This window comes from Variovorax sp. UC74_104 (assembly GCF_044055375.1).
In the GTDB taxonomy this organism is placed as follows: domain Bacteria; phylum Pseudomonadota; class Gammaproteobacteria; order Burkholderiales; family Burkholderiaceae_C; genus Variovorax.
On sequence record NZ_CP171978.1, the window covers coordinates 1,582,980 to 1,609,096 of the forward strand.

A 26,117-nucleotide genomic window follows, 5' to 3' on the forward strand; every position below is an offset into this window, starting at 1 on the left:
CCGATTCTGCCGGCTCCTCAGAACCCGGCCAGCACCACCTTGCCCTGTGCCTTGCCGCTCTCGATGAGCGCATGGGCGCGGCGCAGGTTGGCGGCGTTGATGGTGCCGAAGCTCGCGTTGGCCGTGGTGCGGATGCGGCCCGCGTCCACCAGCGCGGCCACCTCGGCCAGCAGCGCGCCCTGCTCGGCGATGTCGGGCGTCTCGAAGCGCGAGCGCGCGAACATCATTTCCCAGTGCAGCGAGATGCACTTGGTCTTCAGCGGCATCGCGTCGAGCACCTTCATGTCGTCGATCACCGCGAGCTGGCCCTGGGGCTTGAGGCTTTCGATGATCTGCGCGTAGTGCTGGTCGGTCTGCGTGAGGCTGGCGACCATGTCGACCTCGCCGATGCCCGCGGCCTTCAGCTCGGCAGCCAGCGGCTTGGAGTGGTCGATGACCGCGTGCGCGCCCAGCTCCAGGCACCAGGCGCGCGTCTCGGCGCGCGAGGCGGTGGCGATCACGCGCAGCTTCGTCAGCTGCCGCGCGAGCTGGATGAGGATGGAGCCCACGCCGCCCGCGCCGCCCGTGACCAGCAGCGTCTGGCCTTCGCCGCCGCCCCTGGGCACGCGCAGGCGGTCGAACAGCAGCTCGTACGCGGTGATGGTGGTCAGCGGCAGCGCTGCGGCCTGCGAATCGTCGAGGCTCCTGGGCGCGAGTGCGGCGATGCGCTCGTCCACCGCGTGCAGCTCGGCGTTGGTGCCGGGGCGGATGATCGAGCCCGAGTAGTACACGCGGTCGCCGATCTTGAAGTTCTTCACCCCGGCGCCGACGGCCTCGACCGTGCCCACGGCATCCCAGCCCAGCACCTTGGCCTGGCCTGCTTCAGGCGCGGCGTTCTTGCGGACCTTCGTGTCCACGGGATTGACCGACACCGCCTTCACGCGCACCAGCAGGTCGCGCGCGCCGGGCACGGGGGCGGGAAGCTCGATGTCCTGCAGCGACTCGGGGTTGTCGATGGGAAGGGGCTGGTAGTAGCCGATGGCTTTCATGGGAGGACCTTTCAGTGACGATGACTGAACTGTAGGATCGCAAGGCTGGTTTGATAAGTAGGCCGAAATCAGCAACAGTTTCAAATGAAGATTGAAAATATCTCCGACCTGCAGGTGCTGGTGCACACGGCGCGCGCCGGCACGCTCACGGCTGCGGCGCATGCGCTGGGCATCACGCCGGCGGCCGCGAGCGCCACGCTCAAGCGGCTGGAGGCGCAGCTCGGGGCGCGGCTGTTCGAGCGGTCGACGCGGGCGATGCGGCTCACGCCGCAGGGGCAGACGCTGCTCGACTACGCGGTGCGGGCTTTCGAGCTGCTGGACGAGGGGGAGTCGCTGGTTACGGCCGATCGCGGGGAGCTGGTCGGCACCCTGCGCGTGGCGTCGCCCTCCGACCTGACGCGCAGCACGTTGCTGCCGTGGTTCGACGAGTTCCTTGCTTTGCACCCTGGGGTGCAGCTGTCGCTGTCGGTGGGGGACCGGCCGCTGGACGTGATGCGCGACGAGGTCGACGTGGCGCTGCGGTACGGCGCGCTGGCGGACTCGCGTCTTGTGGCGCGGCCGTTCGCGCTCACCAATCCGCTGCTCACTGCTTCACCCGACTACCTGCGGCGGCATCCGGCGCCTTGGGTGCCGCAGGACCTGGTGCATCACAACTGCCTGATCTTCAATCGGTCGGGGCGGCGGCATCGGGTGTGGAGGTTTGCGCAGAACGGGCAGTGGACGGAGGTGCGGGTGAATGGGAATCGCAGCGTGGACGATGCTTCCCTTGCCCGGGAGTGGACTGTGGCGGGGTATGGGATTTCTCTGAAGTCTGCGCTGGATGTGCGCAATGACATTCGGGAAGGGCGGCTCGTGCGGTTACTCGGTGATTGGGAGACTGAGCCTTATCCGTTGCATGCCTTGCTGCCTAGTGGGAGGTTTGTGCCGGCTCGGGTTCGGGCTTTTGTCGAATTTCTTGCTGTGAAGTTCGACGCTTTGTTGGCTTTGTCTTGAGGTTGTTTTCCGGGGCCGGGTCTCGCCCCGGCGGGCGACCTACTTTTCTTTGCTTCGCCAAAGAAACGTAGGCAAAAGAAAGGCGACCCCACTGTCTGCGTCCCTCCGCTTCGCTGCGGGCAACCTGCGGTGCTCGCGTTTCGCGGGGTCTCGCAGAACTCGCTTCGCTCAAACAGCTGCGAGCCCTGATCCGCGAAACGCTGCGCTCCTCGGCGCAGCCAGAGGGGAGGGGGAACGCTCGGGCCTTTGCTGCGCTTGGCCTGGCTCCCTCTCCCGCTTGCGGGAGAGGGTTGGGGTGAGGGCTGCGGCGTTCGATGCCGCCGGCTCTCTTGTTCCCTCAGATCATCGGCGTGACCGCACCATCCATCGCCACGATCGCTCCAGTCACATAGCTCGCCTTCGGCGACGCCAGGAACAGCACGGTGTTCGCCACTTCCTCCGGCGTCGCGATGCGGCCCAGCGGCAGTCTGGCCTTGGCGCGCTCCAGTGCTTCGTCGGTGCCGATGCCCTGCAGCTTCGCGTCGGCCTTCATGCCTTCCTGCAGGCGCTCGGTGAGGGTGAGGCCGGGGTTCACGGCGTTCACGCGCACGCCCTTGGCGGCGTAGGCGGCGGCCATGCCGGCGCTGACGAGCATGAGGGCGGCGTTGGCTGCGCCGCCGGCCATGTGCACGGGGCTGGCGACTTTGCCGCCCTGGCCGATGACGTTGACGATGGCACCGCGGCCGCGCTGGCCCATGCGCTTGACGACCGGGTCGATCATATGGATGTAGGTGAAGTACTTGGCGTCCATGGCGTCGTGCCACGACGCGGCGGTGAGGTCGTCGGGCGGGGTGCGGCGGGCGGCGCCGGCGGAGTTGACGAGGACGTCGACGGGGCCGAAGGCCTTTTCGGCGGCGTCGAGGGCGGCGACGGCGCTGGCGGGGTCCTTGAGGTCGGCGGCGTGGATGGAGACGCGGCCTTCGGCCTGCGGGAAGGATTCGAGCAGGGTCCTGCGGCCCTGCTCCAGGTTGGCGAGGTCGCGCGAGACGAGGCTCACGCGCGCGCCTTCGCGCAGGAAGCCGAGGGCGCAGGCGAGGCCGATGCCCTTGCTGCCGCCGGTGACGAGTACGTGCTGGTCCTGGAGCTGGAGGTCCATGAATCGGGTCCTTGGTGGGAGGTTGCTGGATGGGTGCGGCGATTCAATCACCACCGCGAAACCCCTGCACGCGCCCGGACGGATGGGCCGCGGGCCCTCAGCGCTTCTTCGTGGTCTCGGGCTCGAGGGCGGCCGGCGTGGTGTCGATGGCGTCGCGCAGGTGGCCGTTGTTGTCGTGGTGCACCAGCAGCTGGCGCGTGCGCTGCCAGGTCGACAGGCGCGCGGGCGGCACCTCGATGTAGGTGGCCAGCGCGGACAGCGACGACTTCTCCTTCTCGGGCGGCGCCTCGCGGCGGTGCTGGCGGCGGCGCCAGGGCGCTATGACCAGCATCGACAGCAGGATCGCGCAGATCACCAGGCCGTAGAGGCTCAGCAGGTGCAGCACCTCGGGCTGCGAGCGCGCGCCCAGCACGTAGGGCCACGCGTACCAGACCGCCCAGAACCAGATCGCGATGGTGACGGCGGGGCGCAGCAGGCGCAGCCACAGGTACATGGCCAGCGCGCGCTGCGGCGAGCGGCCGCTGCCGAAGGCGCGCAGCGGAATGCGCGCGGCGTCGATGATCGGCTCGTCCACCGGCGGCTGCCCCCAGGAGCGGCGGCGGCGCGGCGGCTCGGCGTCGTCGTGCGCGTCGGGCAGATAGCTGGAGGGGAAGACGGATTCATGGGACATCGGAGACTCCTCGGTCGGGGCTGGTCCACACCGCGCGTTTGCCCCGGCGGCGTATCAGGGCTTTGGGAACGGCGATGACGGTGGTGGCCATCGTGATGGTCCAGAAGGCGATCGGATACCAGATCGTCCCGCCGAAGTAGCGCATCAGGTCGCGGTCGTAGCGGCGGTCGATCCACAGGCTCAGCAGCATCTGCAGGATGCAGGTCATCGCCAGCAGCGTGCCCTGCCAGTGCGGCAGCAGCGCCGAGTGCCAGGACGAGTCGTGCGGCAGGAAGGGCCGCACCAGGCTCACGACGAGCACCAGCGCCATCGCGTAGGCCCAGAAGACGCTCGTCATGTACTCGAAATACACGGGCCACATGCGCCAGTGACGCGGCCGCAGGATGTGCGAGGTGCAGCGCAGCATGGTCTGGATGCCGCCGACGGCCCAGCGCAGGCGCTGCTTCCAGAGACCGCGCAAGGTCTCGGGCATCAATATCCAGCACAGCGCGCGCGGCTCGAAGCGCAGCTGCCAGCCGGCGATCTGCAGCTTCCAGCTCATGTCGATGTCCTCGGTGAGCACGTCGGGGCTCCAGAAGCCCACGTCGATCACCGCGCGGCGCCGGAACATGGCGATCACGCCCGACACGGTGAAGAGCGTGCCCGCCAGCTGCTGCGAGCGCTTGATGAGGCCGATGATCGAGGAGAACTCGCCCACCTGCATGCGCCCCAGCAGCGTGGTGCGCGTGCGGATGCGCGGGTTGCCTGTGACCGCGCCGATGCGCTCCGAAGCCAGCATCGGCAGCAGCATCCATGCGATGGCGTCCTCGTCGATCAGCGCGTCGCCGTCGATGCCCAGGATGTACTCGCCGCGCGCGAGCTGGCAGGCGGTGTTCAGGCCCACGGCCTTGCCCTGGTTGCTCGCGTTGTGGATCACGCGCAGGCGGCCGTACTCCTGCGTCATCTGGTCGAGCAGTTCGCCGGTGCCGTCGGTGCTGCCGTCGTTCACCGCGATGACCTCGCAGTAGGGATAGCGCGTGCGCATCAGCTGCTCGATCACCTCGCGCAGGTGCGGCGCCTCGTTGAAGCAGGGCACCACCACCGTGACCAGCGGGCGCGACGGCAGCAGGTCGAGCGGATTGACGTCCACGTCGCGCTTGCGCTCGAACACCATCGCATGCGAGAGGCCGCCCGCCATCCACACGTAGGCCATGAAGAACGGGTAGTAGAAGACGAAGCCGAACAGCAGCGAGGGCAGCGTCTGCGCCAGGAACTGGGTGGTCGTGCTCATTGCGGACGTTCCTTCGGCGCGGTTTGCGCAGGCACTTGCGCGGCCGCTGCCGGGCCCAGGGCGCGCGGCAGCAGCGTGCGCACCGAGATCGCGCGGCGCACGGTGTCCAGCCCCGGCTGGTCGTTCAGGAAGTCGTCGGGGTAGTAGCCCAGGTGGCGCACGCCGGCGCGCTGCAGCAGCGTCCACTGGCGCGCGAGTTCGGCATCGGGCACGGGCTTGCCGGTGCGCCAGTCGCGCGCCTGCAGTTCGAACACCGTGCCGTCGAGGCCGCGCGGCGTGTCGGCGGCGTGCCTGGCCAGTCGCGCGAGCCAGCCGTCGGCGTCGGCTTCGCGCTCCATGCGCGGCATGGCCATCAGCGCGACGTAGTCGTAGGCGGCGAGCGAGGCCTCGTAGTTCTGCGCGAACCACTGCTCGGCCTGGGGCTCGAGCACCGGCCGGGCGTAGAGGTTGCGCGCGGTCTCCAGCATGGGCCGCCAGGCGCCGGTGCGCGCGGCGAGCTCCCGGGTGAACTCGATCAGGTAGCGCGTCTTGGCCGTGGTCCAGCGCGCCGCCAGCTCGGGGTTCGCGCGGATCGCGGCGACGTCGGCCGGTAGGCCCCATTTCGCATACGTGGCCAGCGCGCCGGGGCTCGCGTCCTCGTCGTCGGAAAGCATCGCGTCGTCGTGGAACAGCAGGCCCTCGAAGAAGGCGTGGCGGCCCAGGTCCTCGTAGATGTCGCCGACCAGCGCTCGCACCGCGGGGTCGAAGGGCGTGAGGCGGTGATAGCGGTCGGCGTGCGTCGCGCCGTCCTGTGCCTTCACGGTGTGCGTGGCGAGCGGGTTCGATGCCGGCAGCCTGAAAGCCGTCACCGGCATCCAGGCGTAGACCTTCACGCCGGCGCGGCTGCGCAGCTGCCAGGCCGCGCGGCCGAACAGGTCGGCGCGCATCGGCAGGTGGCGGTTGGGGAAGTACAGCGCATCGGCCACGCCGTCGCCGTCGGGGTCGGCATAGGCCTGCAGGAACACCGCGCGCGGGCGCACGGCGGCCACGCGGTCGATCAGCTTCGAGAGGTTGCGCTCCTGCTGGGCCGGGTCGGGGTCGTACACGTAGTCGAGGTCCACGTGCATCACGCGGTTGACCGGCCGCTCCTCGCCGCCCACGGGGCTGCGCAGCATCCGGTCGAACGAGGGCGCCTCGTTGTCGTAGGCCGCCAGCGCGCGTCGGATGCGCGAGAGCGGCACGGCGGCCGAGTTGGGGCCGTCGTCCAGCGTGAAGGTGATCGGCATGCCGGCGCGCCTCGACGCCTCGAGCGCGGCGGTGTTGTAGGCGCCGTAGGGCCACACCATCGAGCGCACCTTCGCGCCGGTGCGCTGCTCGATGAGCTCGCGGCTGCGGCGCAGGTCGTCCTCGATGCGCCGCACGTAGGCCTCGTCGTCCTCGTAGCGGCCGGTCTGCGGGTCGTAGCGGTGCGTGGCCGCGGCCGGCAGCATGTTGCCCTGCGGGTTGGCGACGGTGCCGGTGTGCATCGCGTCGCTGTGGCTCGCGAACTCGACGAGGCCCGATCGCGCCATCTCGGCGGCTTCGCTCCACAGCAGGAAGTTCTCGCGCGGCGCGGGCTTGTCGCCCCAGTGCACCTGACGGCCTTCGGGCACTTCGAGCCAGCTGGTCACCAGCGCCATCAGCGCCGGGTAGTTGTAGCGCCTGAGCAGCGGAAACACCTTGGTGTAGGCGCTGCGGTAGCCGTCGTCGAAGGTCAGCAGCACGGGCTTGGGCGGCAGCGGCTTGCCGCCCGAGCGCGCATCGACGATCTGCTGCAGGCTCACCGGGTGATAGTCGTTGTACTGCAGCCAGGCGAGCACGCCGGCGAAGGTGTGTTCGTCCATGGCGGTCTCGTCGGGCGAGGCCTCGAAGCTCTCGCGCACCTTGGCGCGGATGTCGTGAAAGGAGATCACGCGAAAGCTCACGCCGTCGTCGGGGTCGGCGGGCGGCAGCGGCTGCGCGAGCACCGGCAGCGAGAGGGTCAGCAGCATCAGCCACGGGAGCGCCGCGCGCAGCAAGGCGAGGGGGGTGTTCTTCTTCGTCGTTCGCATCACTGCAGGGGTGTGGAGAGGTTCAGGAAGACGCCGCGCTGTCGTTCGTGCACGCCGTCGTAGGGATGGCCGGAGACGAATGCGCCGTAGCGCAGCGTGAGCCGCGGCCCGAAGTTCCAGCGGTGCTCGTAGCGCAGGCTCCACATCGGTCCGCTGCCGAAGCCGGCCTGCCGGTAGCTGCCGCCGGCGAGCTCAAGGGCTTGGAAGAACTGCCGGTCGTCGCGCTTCCAGTTGAGCCACTGCGCGCGCACGCCGAGCTGCACGCTGGAGTCGCTCGACGGGTTGAAGTAGGGCGCATCTACCGCGCGGCCGCGGCTCGCGCCGGCGCCGAGGCGGGTCTCGAGCTGGAAGGCCGGCGTGCTGATCCAGCGCTCGCGCCAGCTGGCGTCGAGGCCGTCGCGCCGGTTGCCGTCGCTGAAATCGAGCTGCTGCCACTTCAGCTCGAAGAGGCGCGACTCGTCGACCACGTAGCCCACGCTCGCGCCGAGCTCGTGCGCGCCGATGCCGGCCACGCGCGCCTTCCAGGGCAGTTCCCGGCTGTCGCCGTCGTAGGTGACCGACAGCCGCCACGCGTCGCCCGCGCGGTAGTCGAGCCGGCCGGCCACGCTGTTGCGGTAGGGCCCGCTGTTCGCGTGCTGAACGATGCCCTCGGCCAGCCAGCGCCCCTGCTGCCAACTCAAGCCGAGGCCGCCGCGCGCCCAGTTCGCGTTGCCGAGGTCGGTGCTGCCGCGTCCCAGCGTCTGCTCGTAGAACACGCGCCAGCGGTCGTCGACGAGGCCGGAGCTGAGCCGGCTGTCGATGCGCCATTCGCGGTTGGCGATGGCCGCGCCGCCCGCGGACGCCTCGGCATCCACGTCGAGCCTCGGGCCGACGAGGGCACGCCGCTTGCGCTCGATCTCGCGCACCTGCACCGACTCGGGCAGGTCGGCCGCGAGCGATTCGGCGCGCCGGCGGGCCTCGGCGAACTCGTCCGCGTCGAGCAGTGCCTCGACGTGGCCGATGCGCGCGCCGGTGTCGTAGGGCGAATCGGCCGCCAGCGCCTCGTAGCGCGCCACCGCCGCCTCGGGATGCTCGCGCAGCCGCTCGGTGAGGGCCGCGCCGTGCGCGTAGCCGGCGTTCATCGGCGCCTCCCGCGTCAGCGCCGAGAAGCTGCGCTGCGCGAGTGCCGGTCGGTCGGAATAGAGCTGGACCAGGCCGCGCAGGCCGCTGACCTCGGAGTAGTCGCCGTTCGGCCGTCCGGCCTCGGGCGCGAGGCGCAGCTGTGCGGGCGTGGCGGCCTCCAGCCGGGCCAGCAATGCCTCGGCGTCGGCGAAGCGGCCCACGTCCAGGTAGGCGTAGACCAGCCCGTAGTGAACCTCGTCGGGCACCGGCAGCTCGGCGCCCGCCTTGGCCATGGCGGCCTCGTAGAGCGGGACGGCGTCGATGGAGCGACGCTCCTGCGCGAACGCGCGGGCCGCTGCCTGCAGGCCGTAGGAGGGGATATCCGCGCCCGCTGCGTGCAGGGCCTCGTAGAGCGCGATGGCATCGGCCGGCCGGCCGCGCTCGACCAGCGCCAGCAGGCGGTCGGACTGCAGCCGCACCCGCACCGTGCGCCATGCATCGGCGTCGCCGGGCTCGGCCTTCGGGGCTGCCGCGTCGACCCGGGCCAGCGCGGCCTGCTGGTCGGCCAGCACCCGGTCGAGCGCGGTCACCCGCTCCGCGCCCAGGCGCTGGTCGCGCGCGCGGATCGCCCAGCGCAGCCGCTGCGCGAGCGCTTCCTGCTGCAGGGTGGAAAGCGCCAGCGGCGAGAAGCTGCCCGGCGTGGCCCGCTCGGCCGCCTCCGCGTTCTCGAAGGCGCTGGATGCGGCGCCGCTGGCCGCGAGCAGGAAGTCGGCCTCGCGCCGGAGGTCGAGGCGCCCGGGCTGCAGCGCGCCGGCCTCGGTGTAGGCGCCGAGCGCCCGCAGCAGGTCGTTGTCGGCGCGCGCGATGGCGCCGAGCAGTTCCAGCAACGCGACGCGGTCGTCGACATGCGTGGGTGCGGGCTGCGACAGCGCGCGGTACAGCGCCTTTGCGCCGGCGATGTCGCCGCTTTCGATGCGCCACCAGGCTTCGTGGATGCGTGGCTCCCGCGCGTCGGGCTGCCGGGCGCGCCACACGCCGAAGACCTCGCCCTGCAGGCCGGAGTCGTGGACTCGCCGTGCCGCCAGCGCGAGCGGGGCCAGAGCGTGGTCGGCCAGCTTCGACGGCGTGGCCTGGCGGCCCAGTGCAACCGCTTCGGCGTAGCGGCCATCGGCCGAGGCGATTGCGACCGCATCGGAGGCCACGCGGCGGCGCGCATCGTCGCCGAGCGGCAGTGCGAGCCATGCCTGCAGCTGGCCCAGCGCCTCGGCCGCGCCGATGCGGCCTTCGCGGCGCGCGACGATCAGCGCGTCGTGCCGGCTCGCGTCATAGGACGATGCCGTGCCCTGCCCGACTTGCGCAGCCGGGGCGGTCGGCGCCGGCTGCGAAAGCGCCGCCGGCGCACCGAAGGCCAGCGTGCATGCCAGCGGCAAAGGCAGTGGCAGAAGGGGAATTCTTTGCGCGTTCCGCGCTATCAGGCGAAGAGGCAACGGCCAGGCGAGCGCAGGTTTGCGCGCAGCCATGACCGTGCCTCCAGTTTTTTTCTTCTGGATGAACACCGTGCTCCCTTGGAAATCCGAAAAACGGTCCCGGGCGACCCATGACGCCGCCGCAAGAACCGGGGGTGCCGCGTGACAGGACGGCGACCTCGGAACTCAAACTCTCAAGACTTGAATCACTTTAGACATCATTGTTAACAAGGGCAAACAAAAGACTGAGGATTCGGTTGTATGTGTGAACAGATTCGCGTTTTGGACGCCTGCGCTGATCGCTTTTGTCGGACAGACGCCCACGGACCCCGCGTCCGCTCGACCCGGCCCCGGCCTAAGATCGCGTGATGAACGCTCCCCAGGCCCCATCGCCTTCGTCTTCTCCCTCGCCCTCGCCCTCGCCCTCGTTGCTGCCCCGCTTCTGGTCGCAGCTCACCACGCGCGACTTCGCGTCGCTCGACGCGGCGGCCACCGTCGCGGTGCTGCCGCTGGGCGCGACCGAGCAGCACGGCCCGCACCTGCCGCTGGGCGTCGATACGGTGCTGGCCGACGGGATCGTCACCGCCTCGCTGCCGCTGCTGCCGGCGTCGCTGCCGGTGCTCTTCCTGCCGACCCAGCAGATCGGCCTGAGCCCCGAGCACGCGCGCTTCGCGGGCACGCTCACGCTGTCGGCCGAGACGCTGATCCGCATGTGGAAGGAAATCGGCGCGGGCGTGGCGCGCGCGGGCGTGAAGAAGCTGGTGCTCTTCAATGCACACGGCGGCCACGTGGGCGCGATGGACATCGTGGCGCGCGAGCTGCGCGCCGAGCACGGGCTCATCGTCTACAGCGTGAGCTGGTTCAACCTGCCGCTGGGCGACGCGGGCGCGCAGTTCAGCGCGCATGAGCACCGCTTCGGCGTGCACGCTGGCGAGATCGAGACGTCGATGATGCTGGCGCTGGCGCCGCAGCTGGTGCGCATGGGCGAGGCGCGCGATTTCGACTCCACCTCGCGCCAGCGTGCGGCCGACTACGCGATCCTGGGCAACGGCAAGAGCGCCAAGCTCGGCTGGGCCATCGAGGACTACAACCCCCACGGCGCCGCGGGCAACGCGGCCGCAGCCACGGCGGCGCATGGGCAGGCGGTGATCGATGCCGCGGCGCGGCAGCTCGCGCTGCTGCTGGAAGAGGTGTCGCGGCTGCCGCTGGACACGGCCAACACCGGGCCTCTTCCCTGATTGACGATCAGGCGGCCAGCACCCCGGCGAACATGTCGGAGTCGACATTGCCGCCGCTCACGCACACGCCCACCGTCCTGCCGCGCCAGCGCTCCTGCTGCTGAAGCGCGGCGGCCAGCGCGGCTGCGCCGGCGCCCTCGGCAACGTTGTGCGTGTCGCTGAAGAGGATGCGCATGGACTGCGCGACCTCGTCGTCGGTGACCGTGACCACGTCGTCGGCCTCGCGCAATATCACCTCCACCGACTCGGGCACCGGCACCCGGCAGGCCATGCCGTCGGCCAGCCGCGTGGTGACGGGCGACTCGACCGGCTTGCCCGCGCGGAAGGAATCGCGATAGGCGGTGGCGTGCGCCGACACCACGCCGATGAGCTTCGTCGACACGCCGCAGTACGCGCGCGCCGCTGCCGCCGCGGCAAAGCCCGAGCCCAGGCCGATGGGCACGAACAGCACGTCGGGCGGCGCGGCCGAGAGCGCCTCGAAGAATTCGACATACGCCGTCGAGACGCCGCGCACCAGCTCGCGGTGGAACGAGGGCACGCGGTGCAGGCCGTCGCGCTCGGCCAATGCGGCCGCGTGCTCGGAGGCCGCCTGGAAGTCGCCGCCGTGCTCGATCAGCGTGACGCCCAGCGCGCGCATCGCGGCGTTCTTCTCGGTCGAGTTGCCGTGCGGCACCACGATGGTCGCGCCCAGCCCGTGGCGCCGCGCCGCGAAGCCGACCGACTGGCCGTGGTTGCCGCGCGTGGCGCTGATGGCGTGGCGCACCGCCGGCTGCTCGCGCGCCAGCGTCTCGAAGTAGGTCAGGCCGCCGCGGATCTTGAAGGCGCCGGCCGGCGTGTGGTTCTCGTGCTTGGCCCACACGGTGGCGCCCAGGCGCTGCGACAGGAGCGGCCAGGCGTACTGCGGCGTGGGCGGCATGGCCGCGTGCACGGTGCGCCGGGCGGCTTCGATTTCTTCGCGGGTGAATCTCATCGGATCTCCAGGCTCTTTCCCTGCTTCTTATTTGCGTTCGGTCAGCGCCACCCGAACGGCCAGCGCGGCGAGCACGCTGCCCATCACGTAGCGCTGCGCGCGCAGCCAGCCGGCGCTTTGCGACAGCACGGCCGTGATGCCGGCGGCGCCGACGATCATCACCGTGTTGACCAGCGCGCTGGCCGTCATCTGCGCGATGCCCAGCTGCATGCTCTGCAGCAGCACCGAGCCGCGCTCGGGGTGGATGAACTGCGGAAAGAACGAGAGATAGAACATCGCCACCTTCGGGTTCAGCAGGTTCGTGAGAAAGCCCATGCGGAACAGCTTGCCCGGCGGATCGGCCGGCAGCGCGCGGGCCTCGAAGGGCGCGCTGCCGCCAGGCTTCACCGCCTGCCACGCGAGCCACAACAGGTAGGCCGCGCCCGCGATGCGGATGGCGTCGAACGCGAGCGGCACCGCCAGCAGCAACGCGGTGAGCCCGAGCGCCGCCGCGAACAGGTGCACCAGGAAGGCCAGCAGCACGCCGCCCAGCGAGATGAGACCCGCGCGCCGGCCCTGCACCAGCGTGCGCGAGACGCAATAGATCATGTTCGGCCCCGGCGTGAGCGCCAGCAGCAGCGAGGCGAACGCGAAGAGGGCGATCTCGGCGAAGCTCAGCATGTCAGAGTCCTTGTGATTCGAGGGTGACGCTGCCGCGCGGCGTGTCGAGCACGGCAACCAGGTTGGGCGGCCCCGCCTCGATCTCCAGGCCCGTCATGCCGATGGCCGACAGCGCTGCCGACAGCGCCGGCGCGCGCGGATGAACGGCGCGCAGCGAGCGCAGCATGAGGCCCGACGCGGGCATGGAATCGGTGGGATGCACCGCGCCCCACTGGATCAGCGTGGGCAGCGTGCCGTAGAAGAGCCGCTGGCCGTCGTCGCGCACGGTGATCTGCCATTCGAGCCGGCCGGCCGGCGTGTCGCGCGAGGCGTCGAGCAGCCGGCCGCGGTCGATGTGCGAATGCTCCTCGCGAGCGAGCGCGCGGATCGCCGCCTGTGCGTCGGGCACGCGGGCGACGAAATGGATCAGCCTCGGGCCGTGCCTTGCGAGGTCGGCCTGCAGCACCGCGTCGTCCAGGTCGAACCAGCGTCGAGTCTTGGGGCGCGAGGGCTCCTTGCCCGGCTCGATCGCGATGATCTCCGCGTAGGCGGCGGGAAAGGCATCGCCCGAGATGTTCAGCAGGCGGTTGTGCGTGCCCATCAGCGGATGCGAGCCGCCCGGCGCCGGGGTGACGCCGAGCGTCTTCTCGCACCAGGACACGCCCTGCGCGAGCGAGGCGGCGGCAATCACGAGATGGTCGAGCTGCGCGTGCATGGTGCGATGCCTTCCTCCAGGGGGTCAGAGCGTGACGCTTCCGTCCACGCAGGTCACGGCGTCGCCGCCGACCCAGATCTTTCCTTCAGCGTCGCGCTCGATGTAGACGCGGCCCGCGCGGCCCAGGCACTGGCCCTGCGCCGCGAGGTAGCGCTCGGGCATGTGGCCGTCGGCGATCAGCCATTCTGCGAGGCTTGCGTTGAGGCTGCCGGTGACCGGGTCTTCCTGCACGCCGATGGGCTCGGCGAAGGCGCGCACTTCCAGGTCGATGCGGGTGCCGTCCTCGTTCGGCACTGCGGGCCGGTTGCCGAAGGCGCGGGCCTCGCGGTTCGAGCGGCCGATGAGCAGCGAGGTGTCGTGTGCCGCGGGCACGCCCGCGACGCCGGCCTTCACGCCCAGCTCCTTCAGCGCGCGGTGGTCGGGCTGCAGCGCCAGCACCGCGTCGGCGTCGTTCACGAGCAGGCCGAACCAGACGGGGCCGTTGTCGAGCACCTGCGCCGCAATCACCTGCTGCGCCTTCAGGCCCAGCGCGCCCGCCACCTTGGCCAGCAGCGCCGGGCTGGGCGCGCTGCGCTTGAGCGGCGGCGCGGCGAAGGCCAGGCGGCTGCCGTCGCGGCGCAGCGGCACCAGGCCCGCGCCGCACTGCTGCACCACCATGCCCGCCGCCTTGGGCTTGCCGCCGGCCTCCAGCCATGCGTGGCAGCTGCCGATGGTCGGGTGCCCCGCGAAGGGCAGCTCGCCGCCGGGCGTGAAGATGCGCACGCGGTAGTCGGCGGCCGGGTCGGTGGGCGGCAGCAGGAAGGTCGTTTCCGACAGGTTGGTCCACTGCGCGAAGCGCTGCATCGCGGCGTCGTCGAGGTCCTGGCCGTCGATCACCACCGCGAGCGGGTTGCCGTAGTAGGCGGTGGCGGTGAAGACGTCGACTTGCTTGAAGGGGCGGGATTTCATCGGGTTCATTCGAGGGATAAGTCGAGCACGCCGCGCGTGCCCGGGCGGGAGAGCAATTCCGAGTACCAGCGCTCCACGTTCGGCCAGCTCGGCCGGCGGTATTCGGCGCCGGGCAGGCCGAACCAGCGGTGCGCTTCGCAGCCGATGGGGATGTCGGCCATGGTGAAGCGCTCGCCGGCCATGTAGGGCTGGCGCGCGAGGTGCGCGTCGAGCATTGCAAACAGCGCTTCGCTGTCGCGCACCGATGCCTCGATGAGCGCGGGCTGGCGCTCCGAGGGCGGCGTGCGCACCCACTGGACGAAGGCGTCGCGGCTCGCGCGGTTGAGCGTGGTCTGCTGCCAGTCCATCCAGCGCTCGGCGTCGAAGCGCGCGGGCAGCTCCGCCGGGTACAGGTTGCCGTGCGAATGCTTCGCGCAGAGGTAGCGCACGATCACGTTCGACTCCCACAGCGTCACGCGCTCGGCGCCCTCGCCGTCGTCGATGGTGGGCACCATCGCGTTCGGATTGAGCGCGAGGTATTCGGGCGTCTGCACCACGCCGAACTTGCCGCCGGCCTCGGTGCGCTGGAAGTCGAGCCCGAGCTCCTGCGCGCACCACACCACCTTGCGGACGTTGATCGAGCTGATGCGGCCCCAGATGTTGAGCATGTCTTTTTCTTTCTTTCTTCCGTTGTCGGTTCTTTGCCGACCCTGCCTGCCTGCTTGCTTCAGCGCGGCGAGGGACGGTCGAGGAACAGCAGCCCGCACGGCCAGCCCCAGCATCACGGCCGCGAGCAGGCCGCTCTGGAAGCGCGCCGCGCCGGGGCGTTTGTGCAGCCAGCGTCCGATCTGGCCGCTGCAAGCGCCCAGCAGCGTGTTGAAAGCCAGCGCCGCCATCGACAGCACCACGCCGAGCTGCATCAGCTGCAGCGGCACGCTGCCCGCGCGCCGGGTCGACGAACTGCGGCAGGAACACCATGAAGAACAGCAGCGCCTTCGGATTGACGAGGTTGTTCAGCAGCGCCATGCGCACGATGCGGCCGAAGCCGGCGGGCTGCGCCTGAGCGCCCGTGCGAAGGCCGCCGCCGCCTCGCAGCGCCTGCACCGCGAGCCACACCAGGTACAGCGCGCCCGCGTAGCGCAGCACGTCGAACGATGGCGGCCACGCTGCCACCAGCGCGGTGACGCCGGTGGCGGCGAACAGCGTATGCACGAGGTCGGCCGCCGAGATGCCGATGGCCGCCGCGAACCCGCCGCGCGGACCATGGGCCACGCCGTGCGAGAGCACGAAAGCCATGTTCGGGCCCGGCGACAGGAACAGCGCCAGGACCGCGAGCAGGAAGAGCGAGAGCGTCGCGAGGCCGATCACGGGTGGCTCCTGATGTGTGGTTTCAAGCCTGCGCCACGGCCGGCGTCTTGTCGCCGAGCAGCACCAGCTCTTCGCGCAGGGTCTGCGCCAGCGCGGCGATGGCGGTGTCGATCTCTTCCACGCTGGCAGTCACGAACGACAGGCGCAGCGTGCGCGGATCGCCTTCGCCGGCGTAGAAGGGCGCGCCGGGCACGAAGGCCACGTTGCGCTCCACCGCCTTGGGCAGCAGCTTCACGGTGTCCACGCCTTCGGGCAGGCGCGCCCACAGGAACATGCCGCCCTTGGGCGCGTTGAACTTCACGTCCAGGCCCGCCATCTCGCGCTTGAGCGCGGCCATCATCGCGTCGCGCTGACGCTTGTAGAGGGCGCGGATGGTGGGCACATGGCGGTCCAGGAACCCGTCCTTCATCACCGCCGAGACCATGCGCTGCGTGAAGATCGGCGTGTGCAGGTCGACGGCCTGCTTGGCCTGCAGCAGCTTCGGGTAGATGGACTTGGGCGCCACCAGGAAGCCCAGTCGCAGGCCGGGGGCCAGCACCTTCGAGAACGAGCCGAGGTAGATCACGCCCTCGGGGTTGCGCGCGGCCAGCGGCAGCGGCGGGGCTTCGTCGAACCAGAGTTCGCCGTAAGGGTTGTCTTCCACGATGGGCAGGCCGGCGGCGGCAGCGGCGGCCGAGACGGCGGCGCGGCGCTCTTCCGTCATGGTGCGGCCGGTGGGATTCTGGAAGTTGGGCAGCAGGTAGATGAAGCGCGCGTCCTTCGCCTTGGCCACGAGGTCGTCGACGAGCACGCCCTCGTCGTCGCTGGCCACCCCCACCGGGTGCGGTTCCATCGGGCCGAAGGCCTGCAGTGCGCCGAGGTAGGTGGGCGTCTCCACCAGCACCTTGCTGCCCGGATCGATCAGCACCTTGGCCACCAGGTCGAGGCCTTGCTGCGAGCCGGTGGTGATGAGCACCTGCGAAGCGTCGACGTCCCACGGCAGCATGTCGGCGACCGCCTGGCGCAGCGGCGCGTAGCCTTCGCTGGCCGCGTACTGCAGCGCGGCCTGGCCGTCGTTGTGCAGCACTTCGGCGCAGGCGTCGGCGAAAGCCTGGATCGGGAAGGTCTTGGGCGAGGGAAGGCCGCCGGCGAGGCTGATGATGCCGGGGCGCTCGGTGACCTTGAGGATTTCACGCAGCACCGAGGGATTCATCTTGGCGGCGCGGGCGGCGAGTTTCCAGTTCATGGCTTTCTTCTTTCAGGCGTGAGGTGAGGTTCGGATGAATGAGGGTACAGGCGGAGGCGGGATTCAGTCCGCCGCGATGTCGCCACGGTATGCGACATGGATTTTGTTGCCGTCGGGGTCGCGCAGGTAGGCGCCGTAATAGCCATGGCCGTAGCGTGGGCGTGGGCCGGGCGGGCCGTCGTCGCGGCCGCCATGGCGCAGGGCCGCCTCGTGGGCGGCGTTCACGGCGTCGGCCGTGGCCGCGCGGAACGCGACCATGCTGCCGTTGCCGACGCTGGCGGGTTCGCCATCCAGCGGGATGTACGCGTAGAAGCGCGGCAGCGCCTGCCCCGGCACGATCCAGCAGGCCGCCGCGGGGCCGCCGTCGGGCGTGACCGGGCGGCGCTCGAGCCCGAGCGGGGCGAGCAGCGCGTCGTAGAAGGCGGCGGCGCGCGGCAGGTCGGAGCAGCCGACGGTGACGTGGCTGAACATCAGCGGCTCCTTCCCGTACGGACTGCGCCGGCGGGCAGCGGCGCTGTGGCCGAAGCGGCCGAAGCGGCCGGCGGCTGCGACAGGCGCTTGCCGATGACCACCGTGGCCACCACGGCGACAGCGAAGGCCAGCGTGACCACGTCCAGCGGCTCGCCCAGGATCGGGATCGAGGCCAGGATCGACAGGAAGGGCTGCAGCAGCTGCGTCTGGCTCACGCGCAGCGCGCCGCCCAGGGCCAGGCCGCGGTACCAGGCGAAGAAGCCGATCCACATCGAGAACATGCCGACGTAGACGAAGCCCAGCCAGGATGCGGTGGCGATCGGCTGCGTGGGCCACAGCGCGAGCGTGGCCGGCAGCGTGACGGGCAGCGCCATCACGCACACCCAGCAGATCACGCGCTCGGCGCCCAGCGAAGGCGTGACCTGCGCGCCGTAGATGTAGCCCAGGGAGGCGGCGATGACCGCGCCCACCAGCAGCAGGTCGGCCCACTCGAAGCCGAAGCCGTGTCCGCCCTGGCTCGCGCGCAGCACCGAGAACACCACCACCAGCAGGCTACCCGCGACGGCGCAGAGCCAGAAGCCCAGCCGCGCGCGCTGGTGCAGCACCCAGGCTGCGACGGCGGCCGTGACCAGCGGCAGCAGGGCGGTCACCACCGCCGCATGGCTGGCCGTGACCACGCGCAGCGCGTAGGCCAGCAGCAGCGGGAACCCGATGGCGTTGCCCAGCACCGCTATTCCCAGCGGCTTCCACTGATGTGGAGCCGGGCGCGGCGAGCGCGTGACCAGCAGGAAGACGGCCGACAGCACGCCCGCCAGCGCGGCCCGCCCGAGGGTGACGAACCACGGCGACAGCTGCGGCGCATCCTGCGAGCCGGTGGCCAGGCGCGTCATCGGCAGCGTGATGGCGAACATCGCCACACCCACCACGCCCAGCCACATGCCGAGAGTTTCGTCCTTGATGTTCTTCATGTCGGCGACCTCCCGGAGAAAGGTGCCGCTGAAACCGGGCGGTGCGCCGTCGGGGAATACCGCGGAACCGGCTCGGCCGGGCCGCTGGTATTGCCCCCTGCAAGGGGGTTGGCGAAGCGACACGAAGTGCGCGAAGCCTGGGGGTGAGCCGATCTCATACGCCCGCCATCCACCAGGCGGTGAGCACGAGCACGAGCCCCATTGCGCGGTTGAACCACAGCAGCCGCGAGCCCTTGGCCAGCCAGTCGCGCAGCATGGCGCCGACCAGCGCATAGGCGAAGTTGCTGACGAAGGCATAGGCCAGCATCACCGGCGCCACGATCGCGAAGCGGTGCAGCGCATCGGGCTGCCCGGCGATCCAGCCGGCCACCAGCGTGAGCGCCAGCAGCCAGGCCTTGATGTTCACGAACTGCAGCATCACGCCCTGGCCAAAGCCCACCGACAGGCTCTTGCCGTCGGCCCTGCCGAGCGTGGCGCTCCCGCTGAGCTTGTACGCGAGCCACAGCAAATAGCCGATGCCCAGCGCCTTGATGGCCAGCCGCAGCGAAGGCACCGCCACCACCAGCGCGCCGATGCCCGCGGCGCACAGCGCCAGCAGCAGCGTCCAGCCCACCGGCACCGCGACCACGAAGCGCATGGCGCGCGGCAGGCCGCCGTTGGCCGCCAAGGCGGTGGAAAGCGTGGTGTTGGGGCCGGGCGAGAAGCTCATCGCCGTGGCCAGCACCAGCAGCGCGGTGAATTCTTGCCAGTTCATGACACACACTCTAAACTTGAGACCATTACAGTTCCAGTACAGATGATCGAACAATCACCCAATCTGTATTGGTCACCCCTTCGACACAGAAGCCAGGGAAACCGGCACAGCCCGGACGACGCATGCTCACACGCACCTCCACACAGTCGCTGACGGGGCAGCTCGCCGACCGCCTGGCCGAGCGCATCCGCACCCGGCTGCTGCCGCCCGGCGCGCGCCTGCCCTCGGTGCGCGAATGCGCGCGGCAGCAGGGCGTGAGCCCGTACACCGTGGTCGCGGCCTATGACCAGCTGCTGGCGCAGGGGCTGGTCGAGGCCCGGCGGCAGCGCGGCTTCTACGTTCGCGACTCCGCCCCGGCGCAGGACGCCCGCTCGGCCAACGGCGCCGACTCCAACGGCGTGATGGGCGTGCCCGCCGCGATCGCGGTGCAGATGATGGCCTCGCGCGTGCCGGCCGACGCCAGCTCGCTGATCCGCAGCATGTTCCATCGCCCGAGCGACAAGCCGCAGCCGGGCATGGGCGTGTTCCCGCCCGACTGGATGGCCTCGACCTTCATGCCGACGGCCGTGCGGCGCATGACCAATACAGCCGCGCTGCAGGAGCTCTCTCTGCAGTACGGCGAGCCTGCCGGCGACATGAGCCTGCGGCGCAGCCTCTCGCAGAAGCTGGTGGGCATCAACGTGCCGGCCTCGCCCGACCAGATCGTGACCACCGTCGGCGCCACGCATGCGCTGGACATCGTGAGCCGCACGCTGCTGCGCGCGGGCGATCCGGTGATGGTCGAGGAGCCGGGCTGGGCGCTGGAGTTCGCGCGGCTGGAGGCGCTGGGCATGCGCATCCTGCCGGTGCCGCGCCGCGCCGACGGGCCCGACCTGGAAGTGATGGCGCAATATTGCAAGCTGCACAGCCCCAAGCTCTTCGTCAGCGTGAGCGTGCTGCACAACCCCACCGGCTACAGCCTCACGCCGGGCAGCGCGCACCGCGTGCTCAAGCTGGCCAACGAATACGACTTCCACATCGTCGAGGACGACACCTACAGCCACCTCGCGCCCGAGCACGCCACGCGGCTGAGCGCGCTCGACGGGCTGCAGCGCACCATCTACGTCAGCGGCTTCGCGAAGATCCTGGCGCCCAACTGGCGCATCGGCTTCCTGGCCGCGCCGCCCGACCTGAAGGAGCGGCTGCTCGAGACCAAGCTGCTGGCCACGCTGACCTCGCCCACGCTGTTCGAGCGGGCCTTGTCGTGGTGCATCGACCAGGGGCAGCTGCGCCGGCACTCCGAGCGCGTGCGCATCCGGCTCGACGGGGCGCGGGGGCGGGCGGTGAAGCTGGCCATGGCGCACGGCTGCACCTTCGCCTCGGAGCCGGCGGGACTCTTCGGCTGGGTCGATACCGGCGTGGACACCGACGCGCTCACGCAGCGCATGCTCGACCAGGGCTACCTGCTGGCGCCCGGGTCGCTTTTTCATGCCCGCCGGCCGCCGAGCACCATGATGCGGATCAACTTCGCGACCTCGCAGGACGCGGCTTTCTGGAAGGTGTTCAGCAAGGTGCGAAGCGAAGTCTGACGGACCCGAAAGGGCGCGAAAAGCCCGGAGGCTTGGAGTAAGCTGGCAGCACAAGAAAACCCATACCCAGCACCCAGGAGACCTCCCGCATGAGCACCGCCAGCAAGCCCTTCGACTTCAGCCAGTTCGTTCCCGGATTCGACTTCCTGAAGAACCTCGCCGGCGGCGCGGCGTCGGGGAGCGGTTCGATCCCGGGCATCGCGAGCTGGGTGGCGCCCACGCTGAGCGTGGAGGAGGTCGACAAGCGCATCCAGGAACTCAAGACCGTCCAGTACTGGCTCGAGCAGAACGGACATGCGCTCAAGGCCACCATCCAGGCGCTGGAGGTGCAGAAGATGACGCTGTCGACGCTGCGCGGCATGAACGTGCGCATGGAAGACATCGCCAGTGCATTCACCAGGCAGGCGGCCGCGATGGCCCCCGCGCCGGCACCTGCGGCGGCGGCAGCCCCGGAGCCCGAGCTCGAGGAGATCGAGGAAGAGGACGAGGCCCCTGAAGAAGAAGCACCGGCTCCCAGCAGGCCGCGCCGCAAGCCGGCCGCGGCCAAGGCTAAAGCCGGGTCGACCGATGGCGCGGGCGTGGTCGATCCGATGCAGTGGTGGGGTTCGCTCACCGAACAGTTCCAGCAGATCGCCAGCACGGCGCTGCAGGACGCGGCCCAGCTGAAGGTGCCGGCCATGGCCCAGCCGCTGGCCGACGCGGTCGGCTCGGTCATCGGCAGCAAGCCGGCGGCGGCCCGCAAGCCCGCCCCTGCCGCGAAGAAGGCTGCGGCACCGGCCGCGAAGAAGAAGGCGTCGACCGCCGCGCGCAAGCGAACCTCCGCGCGACGCTGACGTCATACACACATCCATTTCCTGAAGAACGGGTTGGCACGCATCATGAAGTTGTTTCCCTCCGGCCATGCCACCCATCCGCAATGGCGAATGGCGGCGGGCCTCGTGCTCGCCCAGCTGCGGGCGCAGATGGCGCTGCCCGACTACGCCTCCGCGCCCACGCTGGGGCTGCTCTACATCACCGACCACTACGCGAACGACGCGCAGGACATCCTCGACCACCTGAGCGCCGAACTGCCCGAGGTGACCGACTGGTCGGGCACCGTCGGCATCGGCGTGTCGGCCAACAACGCCGAGTATTTCGACGAACCCGGCATGACCCTGATGCTCTGCGCGCTGCCGAGCGACCAATACCGTGTGTTTTCCGGCGTCGCGCCGCTGGGCAATTCGGAGATGAGCGGCTTCGAGGCGCATACGGCGCTGGTGCACGCCGACCCCGCCACGCCCGACCTGGCCGAGCTGATCGGCGAGATGGCGGGGCGCACCGACACGGGCTACCTGTTCGGCGGGCTCTCGTCGGGACGCGGCGGCGCGCTGCAGTTCGCCGTCGGTGGGAACGGCAACATCCGCGGGCACGGCGCGGCGGGCGGCGTGTTCTCGGGCGGGCTTTCGGGCGTGGTCTTCGGCGAGGGCGTGCGGCTGGTGTCGCGCGTCACCCAGGGCTGCCAGCCGCTTCGCTCGGGCGCGGTGCGCGAACGCGAGATCACCGAGGCCGACGGCAACCTGCTGCTCAAGCTCGACGGCGAACCCGCCCTCGACGTACTGCTGGCCGACCTGCAGGTGTCGCTCGAACGCCCGCAGGAGGCCATCGACGCGGTGCGCAACACCCTCGTCGGCCTGGCCGATGCCGGCAGCGACGGCATCCGCCGCACCGGCGACCTGGGCGCCGACGTGCTCGTGCGCCACATCATCGGGCTCGACCCCACGCGGCGCGGCATCGCCATCGCCGACACCGCGGAAGCCGGCATGCGCCTGACCTTCTGCCGCCGCAACGCCCAGGCCGCGCGCGCCGACCTGATGCGCATCTGCGCGGAAATCCGCGAAGAACTCGAACCCGAGGAGCAGACGCTGGCCACAGCCCGTGCCGTGGCGGCAGGCGAGGCCGAAGCCGCGCCGCATCCGGCGCGACGCATCGCGGGGGCCGTGTACGTGAGCTGCTCCGGCCGCGGCGGCCCGCACTTCGGCGCGCCGGGCGCGGAGCTGCAGATCGTGCGCCACGCGCTGGGCGACGTGCCGCTGGTAGGTTTCTTCGCCGCGGGCGAGATCGCGCGGCACCATCTGTATGGGTATACCGGGGTGTTGACGGTTTTCAGGGCGCCCGATTGACTCGGGGCTGACGTAAAAAAGCGACGGGCGGGTTTCCGGTGAAAGCATGCGTCACTAGAATCCGCCCGCTTTCTTGAATCTCTGCTGCTGCAAGAAAGAGCCAACCGCGCATCGTCAGCGAGCGCGGGCGATCTCTTTCGCCTCTCCACGCAAAGTGCGACGAGGCAGGAAGCCGACACGGTTTCCCCAATGGAACAGCAGCCATGAGCGACCTTCGTTTCTCGAGACTCCAGCGTGCCTTTTCGCGCGCCGGCATCGCCGTCGACTACCGCGACGGCATCTACCACCTGCACCACGAGGCCTCGCAGGCCACGGTGCTCCTGCCGCCCAGCCTTCCTCTGGAAGAGAAGGCGGTGAACCAATTGCTGGCATTCGCCAGCGTGCGCTCGCCCGACGGCGAGAAGGGCGTGTGCAAGGCCTGCGCGACGCCCGACTTCCACCCGGGCTCCGTCGCGCCCGTCGGCAGCGTCGTCGCGACCGATCCCGATTTCGTCATTCCCGCGGCGGTGGGCACCGACATCAACTGCGGCATGCGGCTGCTGACCACCGGGCTCACGCTCGACCAGGTGGCTCCGCACAAGACGAGGCTGGTCGACCGGCTCACGCGCAGCCTGCTCGACAACGGCCGCGACGTGCCGGTGCACACGACGGCGTTCAGGGCGCTGTTCGACGTAGGCCCGTCGGCCTTCCTGGAGGTGGTGCGCAACGGCGGGCTGTGGTCTTCCTGCGACCGCGACCGGTTGCAGGCCGAGCTCGACGCCTGCATCGGCCTGGCGACATTCGGCGGCAGCGCGCGGCATGCTCCAGAGGCCTACACCGGCGTCCGCCACGAGGTGTTCCGCGACCCCTGCCTGGGCACGCCGGGAAGCGGCAACCATTTCGTGGAGCTGCAGGTGGTGGACCATGTGATGGACCGCCATGAAGCCTATCGCGCCGGCCTGAAAGCAGGGGACGTGGTCGTGATGATCCACAGCGGCTCGCGCGACATCGGGTTCCATGTGGGCGGCCGCTGGATGGACCGCGCCCGCGACGAATGGCCCAAGGGGCTGCGTCATCCGAAAAGCGGCCTCTATGGCCTGGCGGGCCCTCTGGCCGACGAATACCTGGAGGCCATGGGAGTTGCGGCGCGCTATGCATGGGCAAACCGGGTTGTCCTGGCCGAACTGGTGCGGAAGGATTTCGCCGAACTGCTCGGCGCTACGTCGTCGAAGCTGGTGGTGGACGTGCCGCACAACGTCGTGCTGCGGGAACACGGTATGAACATCCACCGCAAGGGAGCGACGCCGGCGAATGCGGGCGACCTGGCGCTGATCCCCGGCTCGATGGGCGACTACTCGTATCTGGCCTCCGGACTCGGACATGAAGACTGGCTCTGGTCATGCAGCCATGGCGCCGGCCGGCGGATGCGTCGGCAGCAGGTGCGCGCGATGCGGCCCGCGCCCGCCGACCACCAGGCCAGCTGGCAATGCGTGACCTTGCGCGAGGAGCGCCGGATCGAGGAGGCGCCGCAGGCCTACAAGCCCATCGGCGAGGTGATCGACGCGCAGGAGCGCGCCGGGCTGATCCATTGCGCGGTGCGGCTCCGGCCCTGGATCACGTTCAAGGCGTGATCCAGGAATTGCCGGCTCGTCAGCCCAGCGCGGGCTGCGGAACGCGCGGCTTGGGCGCCGGCATCCCCGTGAACGCGAAATCGACCTCCGGCTCCAGCCCGCTCACGATCCGCGCGATCGACTTGCCCGAGCCGCAGGCGTGCGTCCAGCCCAGGGTGCCGTGGCCCGAGTTGAGGAACAGGTTCGGCAGCTTGGTCTTGCCGATCAGCGGGACGTTGCTCGGCGTGGCCGGGCGCAAGCCGGTCCAGAACTGGGCCTGGGTGGTGTCGCCGGCGCCAGGGAAGAGCTCCTCGACGCGGCGCACGATGGCTTCGCAGCGCACGCGGTTCAGGTCGCGGTCGTAGCCGTTGAGCTCGGCCGTGCCGGCGATGCGCAGGCGGTCGCCCGAGGCCGAGGTGTAGCGCGAGAAGACGAGCTTGAATTCATCGTCGGTCAGCGAGACTTGGTGCGCCTTCGAGGCGTCCTTGACAGGCAGCGTCACCGAATAGCCCTTCGCAGGGTAGATCGGCAGCCGGATGCCCAGCGGCGCTGCGTACAGCGGGCTCAGCGAGCCCATCGCCAGCACGAAGGCGTCGCCGCGGATGCGCTGGAAGCGGCCTTCGCTGTCGGTGGCCTCGACGTGGTCGATGCTGCCGCCGGCTTCGCGCAGCGCGGTGACGGTGTGGCTCATCAGGAACTTGACGCCTGCGGCGGCGGCCAGCCCGACGAGTTCGCGGGCGAAGCGGTTGGCGTCGCCGGACTCGTCCTCGGCCGTGTAGGTGGCGCCGGCCAGCTTCGGGCGGATATGGGCGAGCGCGGGCTCGATCTTCACGGCCTCGTCGGCCGAGATGACCTGGCGCTCGCAGCCCAGGGCGCGCATCTGCTCGGCGGGCTCGAGGGCGCCGTCGAACTCCTTCTGCGTCGTGTAGAAGTGGAGGATGCCCTGGGTGCGCTGGTCGTAGCTGAGACCGGTGTCGCGGCGCAACTGTTGCAACATCGAGCGGCTGTATGTGCCCAGACGAACGATCTGCTCGATGTTGTGGCGGGTGCGCGCCGGCGTGCATTCGCGCAGGAACTGCAGGCCCCAGAGCCACTGGCGCATGTCGGCGCGCATGCGGAAGAGCAGCGGGGGCGTCTTCCTTGCCCAGCCATTGCAGCACCTTCAGCGGCGCGCTGGGGTTGGCCCAGGGTTCTGCATGGCTGACGGAGATCTGCCCGCCGTTGGCGAAGCTGGTTTCGGCGGCCGGGGTGGCCTGCCGGTCGATCACGGTCACTTCGTGGCCGAGTTGCTGGAGGTAGTAAGCCGAGGTCACGCCGAGCAGGCCGGCGCCGAGAACGATCACGCGCATTTCAAGTACCTTTGAGGTGCTGCGCTTGAACGGCGGGTGGGTGTGAACTATTTGATTAATAGTAAGCAACCGGACAACCGCTGTCCAAGTTGCCGCTCCCCCTGTCCTCGGTACCTGAGAGATTCATCCGTTGCGCCCTTGCAACGAATTTGCTCCTTCGGTGCGCCACGCATGGTGGCGACTCTCCAGACGGCGTTCTGATTTGATGCAGTACTGACCCCTTGCCGAAGTACCAAGACTTCGGTGGCCTACCTGAGCGTTTATGGGAGTTTGCGCCTTCGGTAGGGCCACCTAGGGTGGCCCACTCTCCTGCAGTATCGAGAATCATTGTAAACGCACCGACAGGCTGGCGGTAACGTCTTGTGTTTTTGCTCTTCGGCCCAATGGGATAATCGCGGGTTAAGGTTCATGGCCACAAGGCGATGACTTCCAACACTCAGGGGAC

General features: G+C 70.0%; 21 protein-coding genes, 2 pseudogenes and 2 riboswitches. Of the genes and pseudogenes, 6 read left to right on the forward strand and 17 right to left on the reverse strand.

Annotated elements, in window-relative coordinates; all coding sequences use genetic code 11:
- Positions 1–17: 17 nt before the first annotated feature.
- Positions 18–1,028, reverse strand: a complete 1,011-nt coding sequence (locus tag ACHMXA_RS07420; RefSeq protein ID WP_395319732.1) for a zinc-binding alcohol dehydrogenase family protein — start codon at positions 1,026–1,028, stop codon at positions 18–20.
- Positions 1,029–1,112: 84 nt separating this feature from the next.
- Here ACHMXA_RS07420 and ACHMXA_RS07425 point away from each other — a divergent pair, with 84 nt between their 5' ends.
- Positions 1,113–2,021: a LysR family transcriptional regulator gene (locus tag ACHMXA_RS07425; RefSeq protein ID WP_395319734.1), complete on the forward strand. Its 909-nt coding sequence runs from the start codon at positions 1,113–1,115 to the stop codon at positions 2,019–2,021.
- Positions 2,022–2,358: 337 nt separating this feature from the next.
- Here ACHMXA_RS07425 and ACHMXA_RS07430 read toward each other — a convergent pair whose 3' ends face one another.
- From ACHMXA_RS07430 to pgaA, 5 genes are all read right to left on the reverse strand, one after another.
- Positions 2,359–3,156, reverse strand: coding sequence for an SDR family oxidoreductase (locus tag ACHMXA_RS07430; protein WP_176667664.1), 798 nt, complete (start codon positions 3,154–3,156; stop codon positions 2,359–2,361).
- Positions 3,157–3,253: 97 nt separating this feature from the next.
- Positions 3,254–3,826, reverse strand: coding sequence for a poly-beta-1,6-N-acetyl-D-glucosamine biosynthesis protein PgaD (gene pgaD / locus ACHMXA_RS07435; protein ID WP_395319736.1), 573 nt, complete (start codon positions 3,824–3,826; stop codon positions 3,254–3,256).
- The gene (gene pgaC / locus ACHMXA_RS07440; protein ID WP_395319738.1) at positions 3,816–5,096 is read right to left on the reverse strand and encodes a poly-beta-1,6-N-acetyl-D-glucosamine synthase; all 1,281 of its coding nucleotides are present in this window, start codon (positions 5,094–5,096) and stop codon (positions 3,816–3,818) included. Before pgaC ends, pgaD begins: the two co-directional genes overlap by 11 nt.
- Positions 5,093–7,165 carry a poly-beta-1,6-N-acetyl-D-glucosamine N-deacetylase PgaB gene (gene pgaB, locus ACHMXA_RS07445; protein WP_395319740.1) on the reverse strand — a complete coding sequence of 691 codons (2,073 nt, stop codon included), beginning with the start codon at positions 7,163–7,165 and terminating at the stop codon, positions 5,093–5,095. Before pgaB ends, pgaC begins: the two co-directional genes overlap by 4 nt.
- On the reverse strand, positions 7,165–9,696 hold the full coding sequence (gene pgaA / locus ACHMXA_RS07450) for a poly-beta-1,6 N-acetyl-D-glucosamine export porin PgaA (RefSeq protein ID WP_395319742.1): 2,532 nt from the start codon (positions 9,694–9,696) through the stop codon (positions 7,165–7,167). The genes pgaB and pgaA overlap by 1 nt, the downstream gene beginning before the upstream one ends.
- A gap of 404 nt (positions 9,697–10,100) precedes the next feature.
- On the opposite strand from pgaA, the gene ACHMXA_RS07455 reads away from it, so the two are divergent.
- Positions 10,101–10,970 carry a creatininase family protein gene (locus ACHMXA_RS07455; RefSeq protein ID WP_395319744.1) on the forward strand — a complete coding sequence of 290 codons (870 nt, stop codon included), beginning with the start codon at positions 10,101–10,103 and terminating at the stop codon, positions 10,968–10,970.
- 7 nt (positions 10,971–10,977) lie between these two features.
- On the opposite strand, the gene ACHMXA_RS07460 is transcribed toward ACHMXA_RS07455, so the two are convergent.
- From ACHMXA_RS07460 to ACHMXA_RS07505, 10 genes and pseudogenes are all read right to left on the reverse strand, one after another.
- The gene (locus tag ACHMXA_RS07460) at positions 10,978–11,940 is read right to left on the reverse strand and encodes a threonine dehydratase (RefSeq protein WP_395319746.1); all 963 of its coding nucleotides are present in this window, start codon (positions 11,938–11,940) and stop codon (positions 10,978–10,980) included.
- Positions 11,941–11,967: 27 nt separating this feature from the next.
- Entirely contained in the window at positions 11,968–12,600 is a 633-nt protein-coding gene (locus tag ACHMXA_RS07465) for a LysE family translocator (RefSeq protein ID WP_176667671.1), read from the reverse strand.
- A 1-nt stretch (position 12,601) separates the two neighbouring features.
- Positions 12,602–13,294: a VOC family protein gene (locus tag ACHMXA_RS07470; protein ID WP_395319748.1), complete on the reverse strand. Its 693-nt coding sequence runs from the start codon at positions 13,292–13,294 to the stop codon at positions 12,602–12,604.
- Between the two features lie 24 nt (positions 13,295–13,318).
- Complete coding sequence (locus ACHMXA_RS07475) at positions 13,319–14,242, reverse strand: PhzF family phenazine biosynthesis protein (protein WP_176667673.1); 924 nt, start codon at positions 14,240–14,242, stop codon at positions 13,319–13,321.
- A gap of 5 nt (positions 14,243–14,247) precedes the next feature.
- Positions 14,248–14,889 (reverse strand): glutathione S-transferase family protein, encoded by a 642-nt coding sequence (locus ACHMXA_RS07480; protein WP_176667674.1) that lies wholly within the window; start codon positions 14,887–14,889, stop codon positions 14,248–14,250.
- A gap of 328 nt (positions 14,890–15,217) precedes the next feature.
- Positions 15,218–15,517 (reverse strand): annotated as a pseudogene (locus ACHMXA_RS07485) (LysE family translocator); the annotation flags it as partial.
- A 94-nt stretch (positions 15,518–15,611) separates the two neighbouring features.
- On the reverse strand, positions 15,612–16,814 hold the full coding sequence (locus tag ACHMXA_RS07490; protein ID WP_395319750.1) for a PLP-dependent aminotransferase family protein: 1,203 nt from the start codon (positions 16,812–16,814) through the stop codon (positions 15,612–15,614).
- Positions 16,815–16,877: 63 nt separating this feature from the next.
- The gene (locus ACHMXA_RS07495; RefSeq protein ID WP_395319752.1) at positions 16,878–17,285 is read right to left on the reverse strand and encodes a VOC family protein; all 408 of its coding nucleotides are present in this window, start codon (positions 17,283–17,285) and stop codon (positions 16,878–16,880) included.
- Positions 17,285–18,253 (reverse strand): DMT family transporter, encoded by a 969-nt coding sequence (locus tag ACHMXA_RS07500; RefSeq protein WP_395319754.1) that lies wholly within the window; start codon positions 18,251–18,253, stop codon positions 17,285–17,287. Before ACHMXA_RS07500 ends, ACHMXA_RS07495 begins: the two co-directional genes overlap by 1 nt.
- 154 nt (positions 18,254–18,407) lie before the next feature.
- The gene (locus tag ACHMXA_RS07505) at positions 18,408–19,007 is read right to left on the reverse strand and encodes a LysE family translocator (protein WP_176667679.1); all 600 of its coding nucleotides are present in this window, start codon (positions 19,005–19,007) and stop codon (positions 18,408–18,410) included.
- A gap of 122 nt (positions 19,008–19,129) precedes the next feature.
- Here ACHMXA_RS07505 and ACHMXA_RS07510 point away from each other — a divergent pair, with 122 nt between their 5' ends.
- The 4 genes from ACHMXA_RS07510 (at position 19,130) to ACHMXA_RS07525 (ending at position 24,344) form a co-directional block, all read left to right on the forward strand.
- Positions 19,130–20,575: a PLP-dependent aminotransferase family protein gene (locus ACHMXA_RS07510; protein WP_395319757.1), complete on the forward strand. Its 1,446-nt coding sequence runs from the start codon at positions 19,130–19,132 to the stop codon at positions 20,573–20,575.
- A gap of 89 nt (positions 20,576–20,664) precedes the next feature.
- Positions 20,665–21,408 carry a PhaM family polyhydroxyalkanoate granule multifunctional regulatory protein gene (locus ACHMXA_RS07515; protein WP_395319759.1) on the forward strand — a complete coding sequence of 248 codons (744 nt, stop codon included), beginning with the start codon at positions 20,665–20,667 and terminating at the stop codon, positions 21,406–21,408.
- Between the two features lie 45 nt (positions 21,409–21,453).
- On the forward strand, positions 21,454–22,734 hold the full coding sequence (locus tag ACHMXA_RS07520) for an FIST C-terminal domain-containing protein (RefSeq protein WP_395319761.1): 1,281 nt from the start codon (positions 21,454–21,456) through the stop codon (positions 22,732–22,734).
- Positions 22,735–22,937: 203 nt separating this feature from the next.
- Entirely contained in the window at positions 22,938–24,344 is a 1,407-nt protein-coding gene (locus ACHMXA_RS07525) for an RtcB family protein (RefSeq protein ID WP_395319763.1), read from the forward strand.
- A gap of 19 nt (positions 24,345–24,363) precedes the next feature.
- On the opposite strand, the pseudogene ACHMXA_RS07530 reads toward ACHMXA_RS07525, so the two are convergent.
- Positions 24,364–25,672, reverse strand: a pseudogene (locus ACHMXA_RS07530) (D-amino acid dehydrogenase).
- Positions 25,673–25,763: 91 nt separating this feature from the next.
- Positions 25,764–25,871, reverse strand: a riboswitch (glycine riboswitch).
- A gap of 32 nt (positions 25,872–25,903) precedes the next feature.
- Positions 25,904–25,994: riboswitch (glycine riboswitch) on the reverse strand.
- Positions 25,995–26,117 lie beyond the last annotated feature (123 nt).

What these genes read in the sequence shown, in the direction of transcription:
- ACHMXA_RS07420 (WP_395319732.1), bottom strand. Translation starts at nt 1,028, where the DNA reads ATGAAAGCCATCGGCTACTACCAGCCCCTTCCCATCGACAACCCCGAG.
- ACHMXA_RS07425 (WP_395319734.1), top strand. Translation starts at nt 1,113, where the DNA reads ATGAAGATTGAAAATATCTCCGACCTGCAGGTGCTGGTGCACACGGCG.
- ACHMXA_RS07430 (WP_176667664.1), bottom strand. Translation starts at nt 3,156, where the DNA reads ATGGACCTCCAGCTCCAGGACCAGCACGTACTCGTCACCGGCGGCAGC.
- pgaD (WP_395319736.1), bottom strand. Translation starts at nt 3,826, where the DNA reads ATGTCCCATGAATCCGTCTTCCCCTCCAGCTATCTGCCCGACGCGCAC.
- pgaC (WP_395319738.1), bottom strand. Translation starts at nt 5,096, where the DNA reads ATGAGCACGACCACCCAGTTCCTGGCGCAGACGCTGCCCTCGCTGCTG.
- pgaB (WP_395319740.1), bottom strand. Translation starts at nt 7,165, where the DNA reads ATGCGAACGACGAAGAAGAACACCCCCCTCGCCTTGCTGCGCGCGGCG.
- ACHMXA_RS07455 (WP_395319744.1), top strand. Translation starts at nt 10,101, where the DNA reads ATGAACGCTCCCCAGGCCCCATCGCCTTCGTCTTCTCCCTCGCCCTCG.
- ACHMXA_RS07460 (WP_395319746.1), bottom strand. Translation starts at nt 11,940, where the DNA reads ATGAGATTCACCCGCGAAGAAATCGAAGCCGCCCGGCGCACCGTGCAC.
- ACHMXA_RS07465 (WP_176667671.1), bottom strand. Translation starts at nt 12,600, where the DNA reads ATGCTGAGCTTCGCCGAGATCGCCCTCTTCGCGTTCGCCTCGCTGCTG.
- ACHMXA_RS07470 (WP_395319748.1), bottom strand. Translation starts at nt 13,294, where the DNA reads ATGCACGCGCAGCTCGACCATCTCGTGATTGCCGCCGCCTCGCTCGCG.
- ACHMXA_RS07475 (WP_176667673.1), bottom strand. Translation starts at nt 14,242, where the DNA reads ATGAAATCCCGCCCCTTCAAGCAAGTCGACGTCTTCACCGCCACCGCC.
- ACHMXA_RS07480 (WP_176667674.1), bottom strand. Translation starts at nt 14,889, where the DNA reads ATGCTCAACATCTGGGGCCGCATCAGCTCGATCAACGTCCGCAAGGTG.
- ACHMXA_RS07490 (WP_395319750.1), bottom strand. Translation starts at nt 16,814, where the DNA reads ATGAACTGGAAACTCGCCGCCCGCGCCGCCAAGATGAATCCCTCGGTG.
- ACHMXA_RS07495 (WP_395319752.1), bottom strand. Translation starts at nt 17,285, where the DNA reads ATGTTCAGCCACGTCACCGTCGGCTGCTCCGACCTGCCGCGCGCCGCC.
- ACHMXA_RS07500 (WP_395319754.1), bottom strand. Translation starts at nt 18,253, where the DNA reads ATGAAGAACATCAAGGACGAAACTCTCGGCATGTGGCTGGGCGTGGTG.
- ACHMXA_RS07505 (WP_176667679.1), bottom strand. Translation starts at nt 19,007, where the DNA reads ATGAACTGGCAAGAATTCACCGCGCTGCTGGTGCTGGCCACGGCGATG.
- ACHMXA_RS07510 (WP_395319757.1), top strand. Translation starts at nt 19,130, where the DNA reads ATGCTCACACGCACCTCCACACAGTCGCTGACGGGGCAGCTCGCCGAC.
- ACHMXA_RS07515 (WP_395319759.1), top strand. Translation starts at nt 20,665, where the DNA reads ATGAGCACCGCCAGCAAGCCCTTCGACTTCAGCCAGTTCGTTCCCGGA.
- ACHMXA_RS07520 (WP_395319761.1), top strand. Translation starts at nt 21,454, where the DNA reads ATGAAGTTGTTTCCCTCCGGCCATGCCACCCATCCGCAATGGCGAATG.
- ACHMXA_RS07525 (WP_395319763.1), top strand. Translation starts at nt 22,938, where the DNA reads ATGAGCGACCTTCGTTTCTCGAGACTCCAGCGTGCCTTTTCGCGCGCC.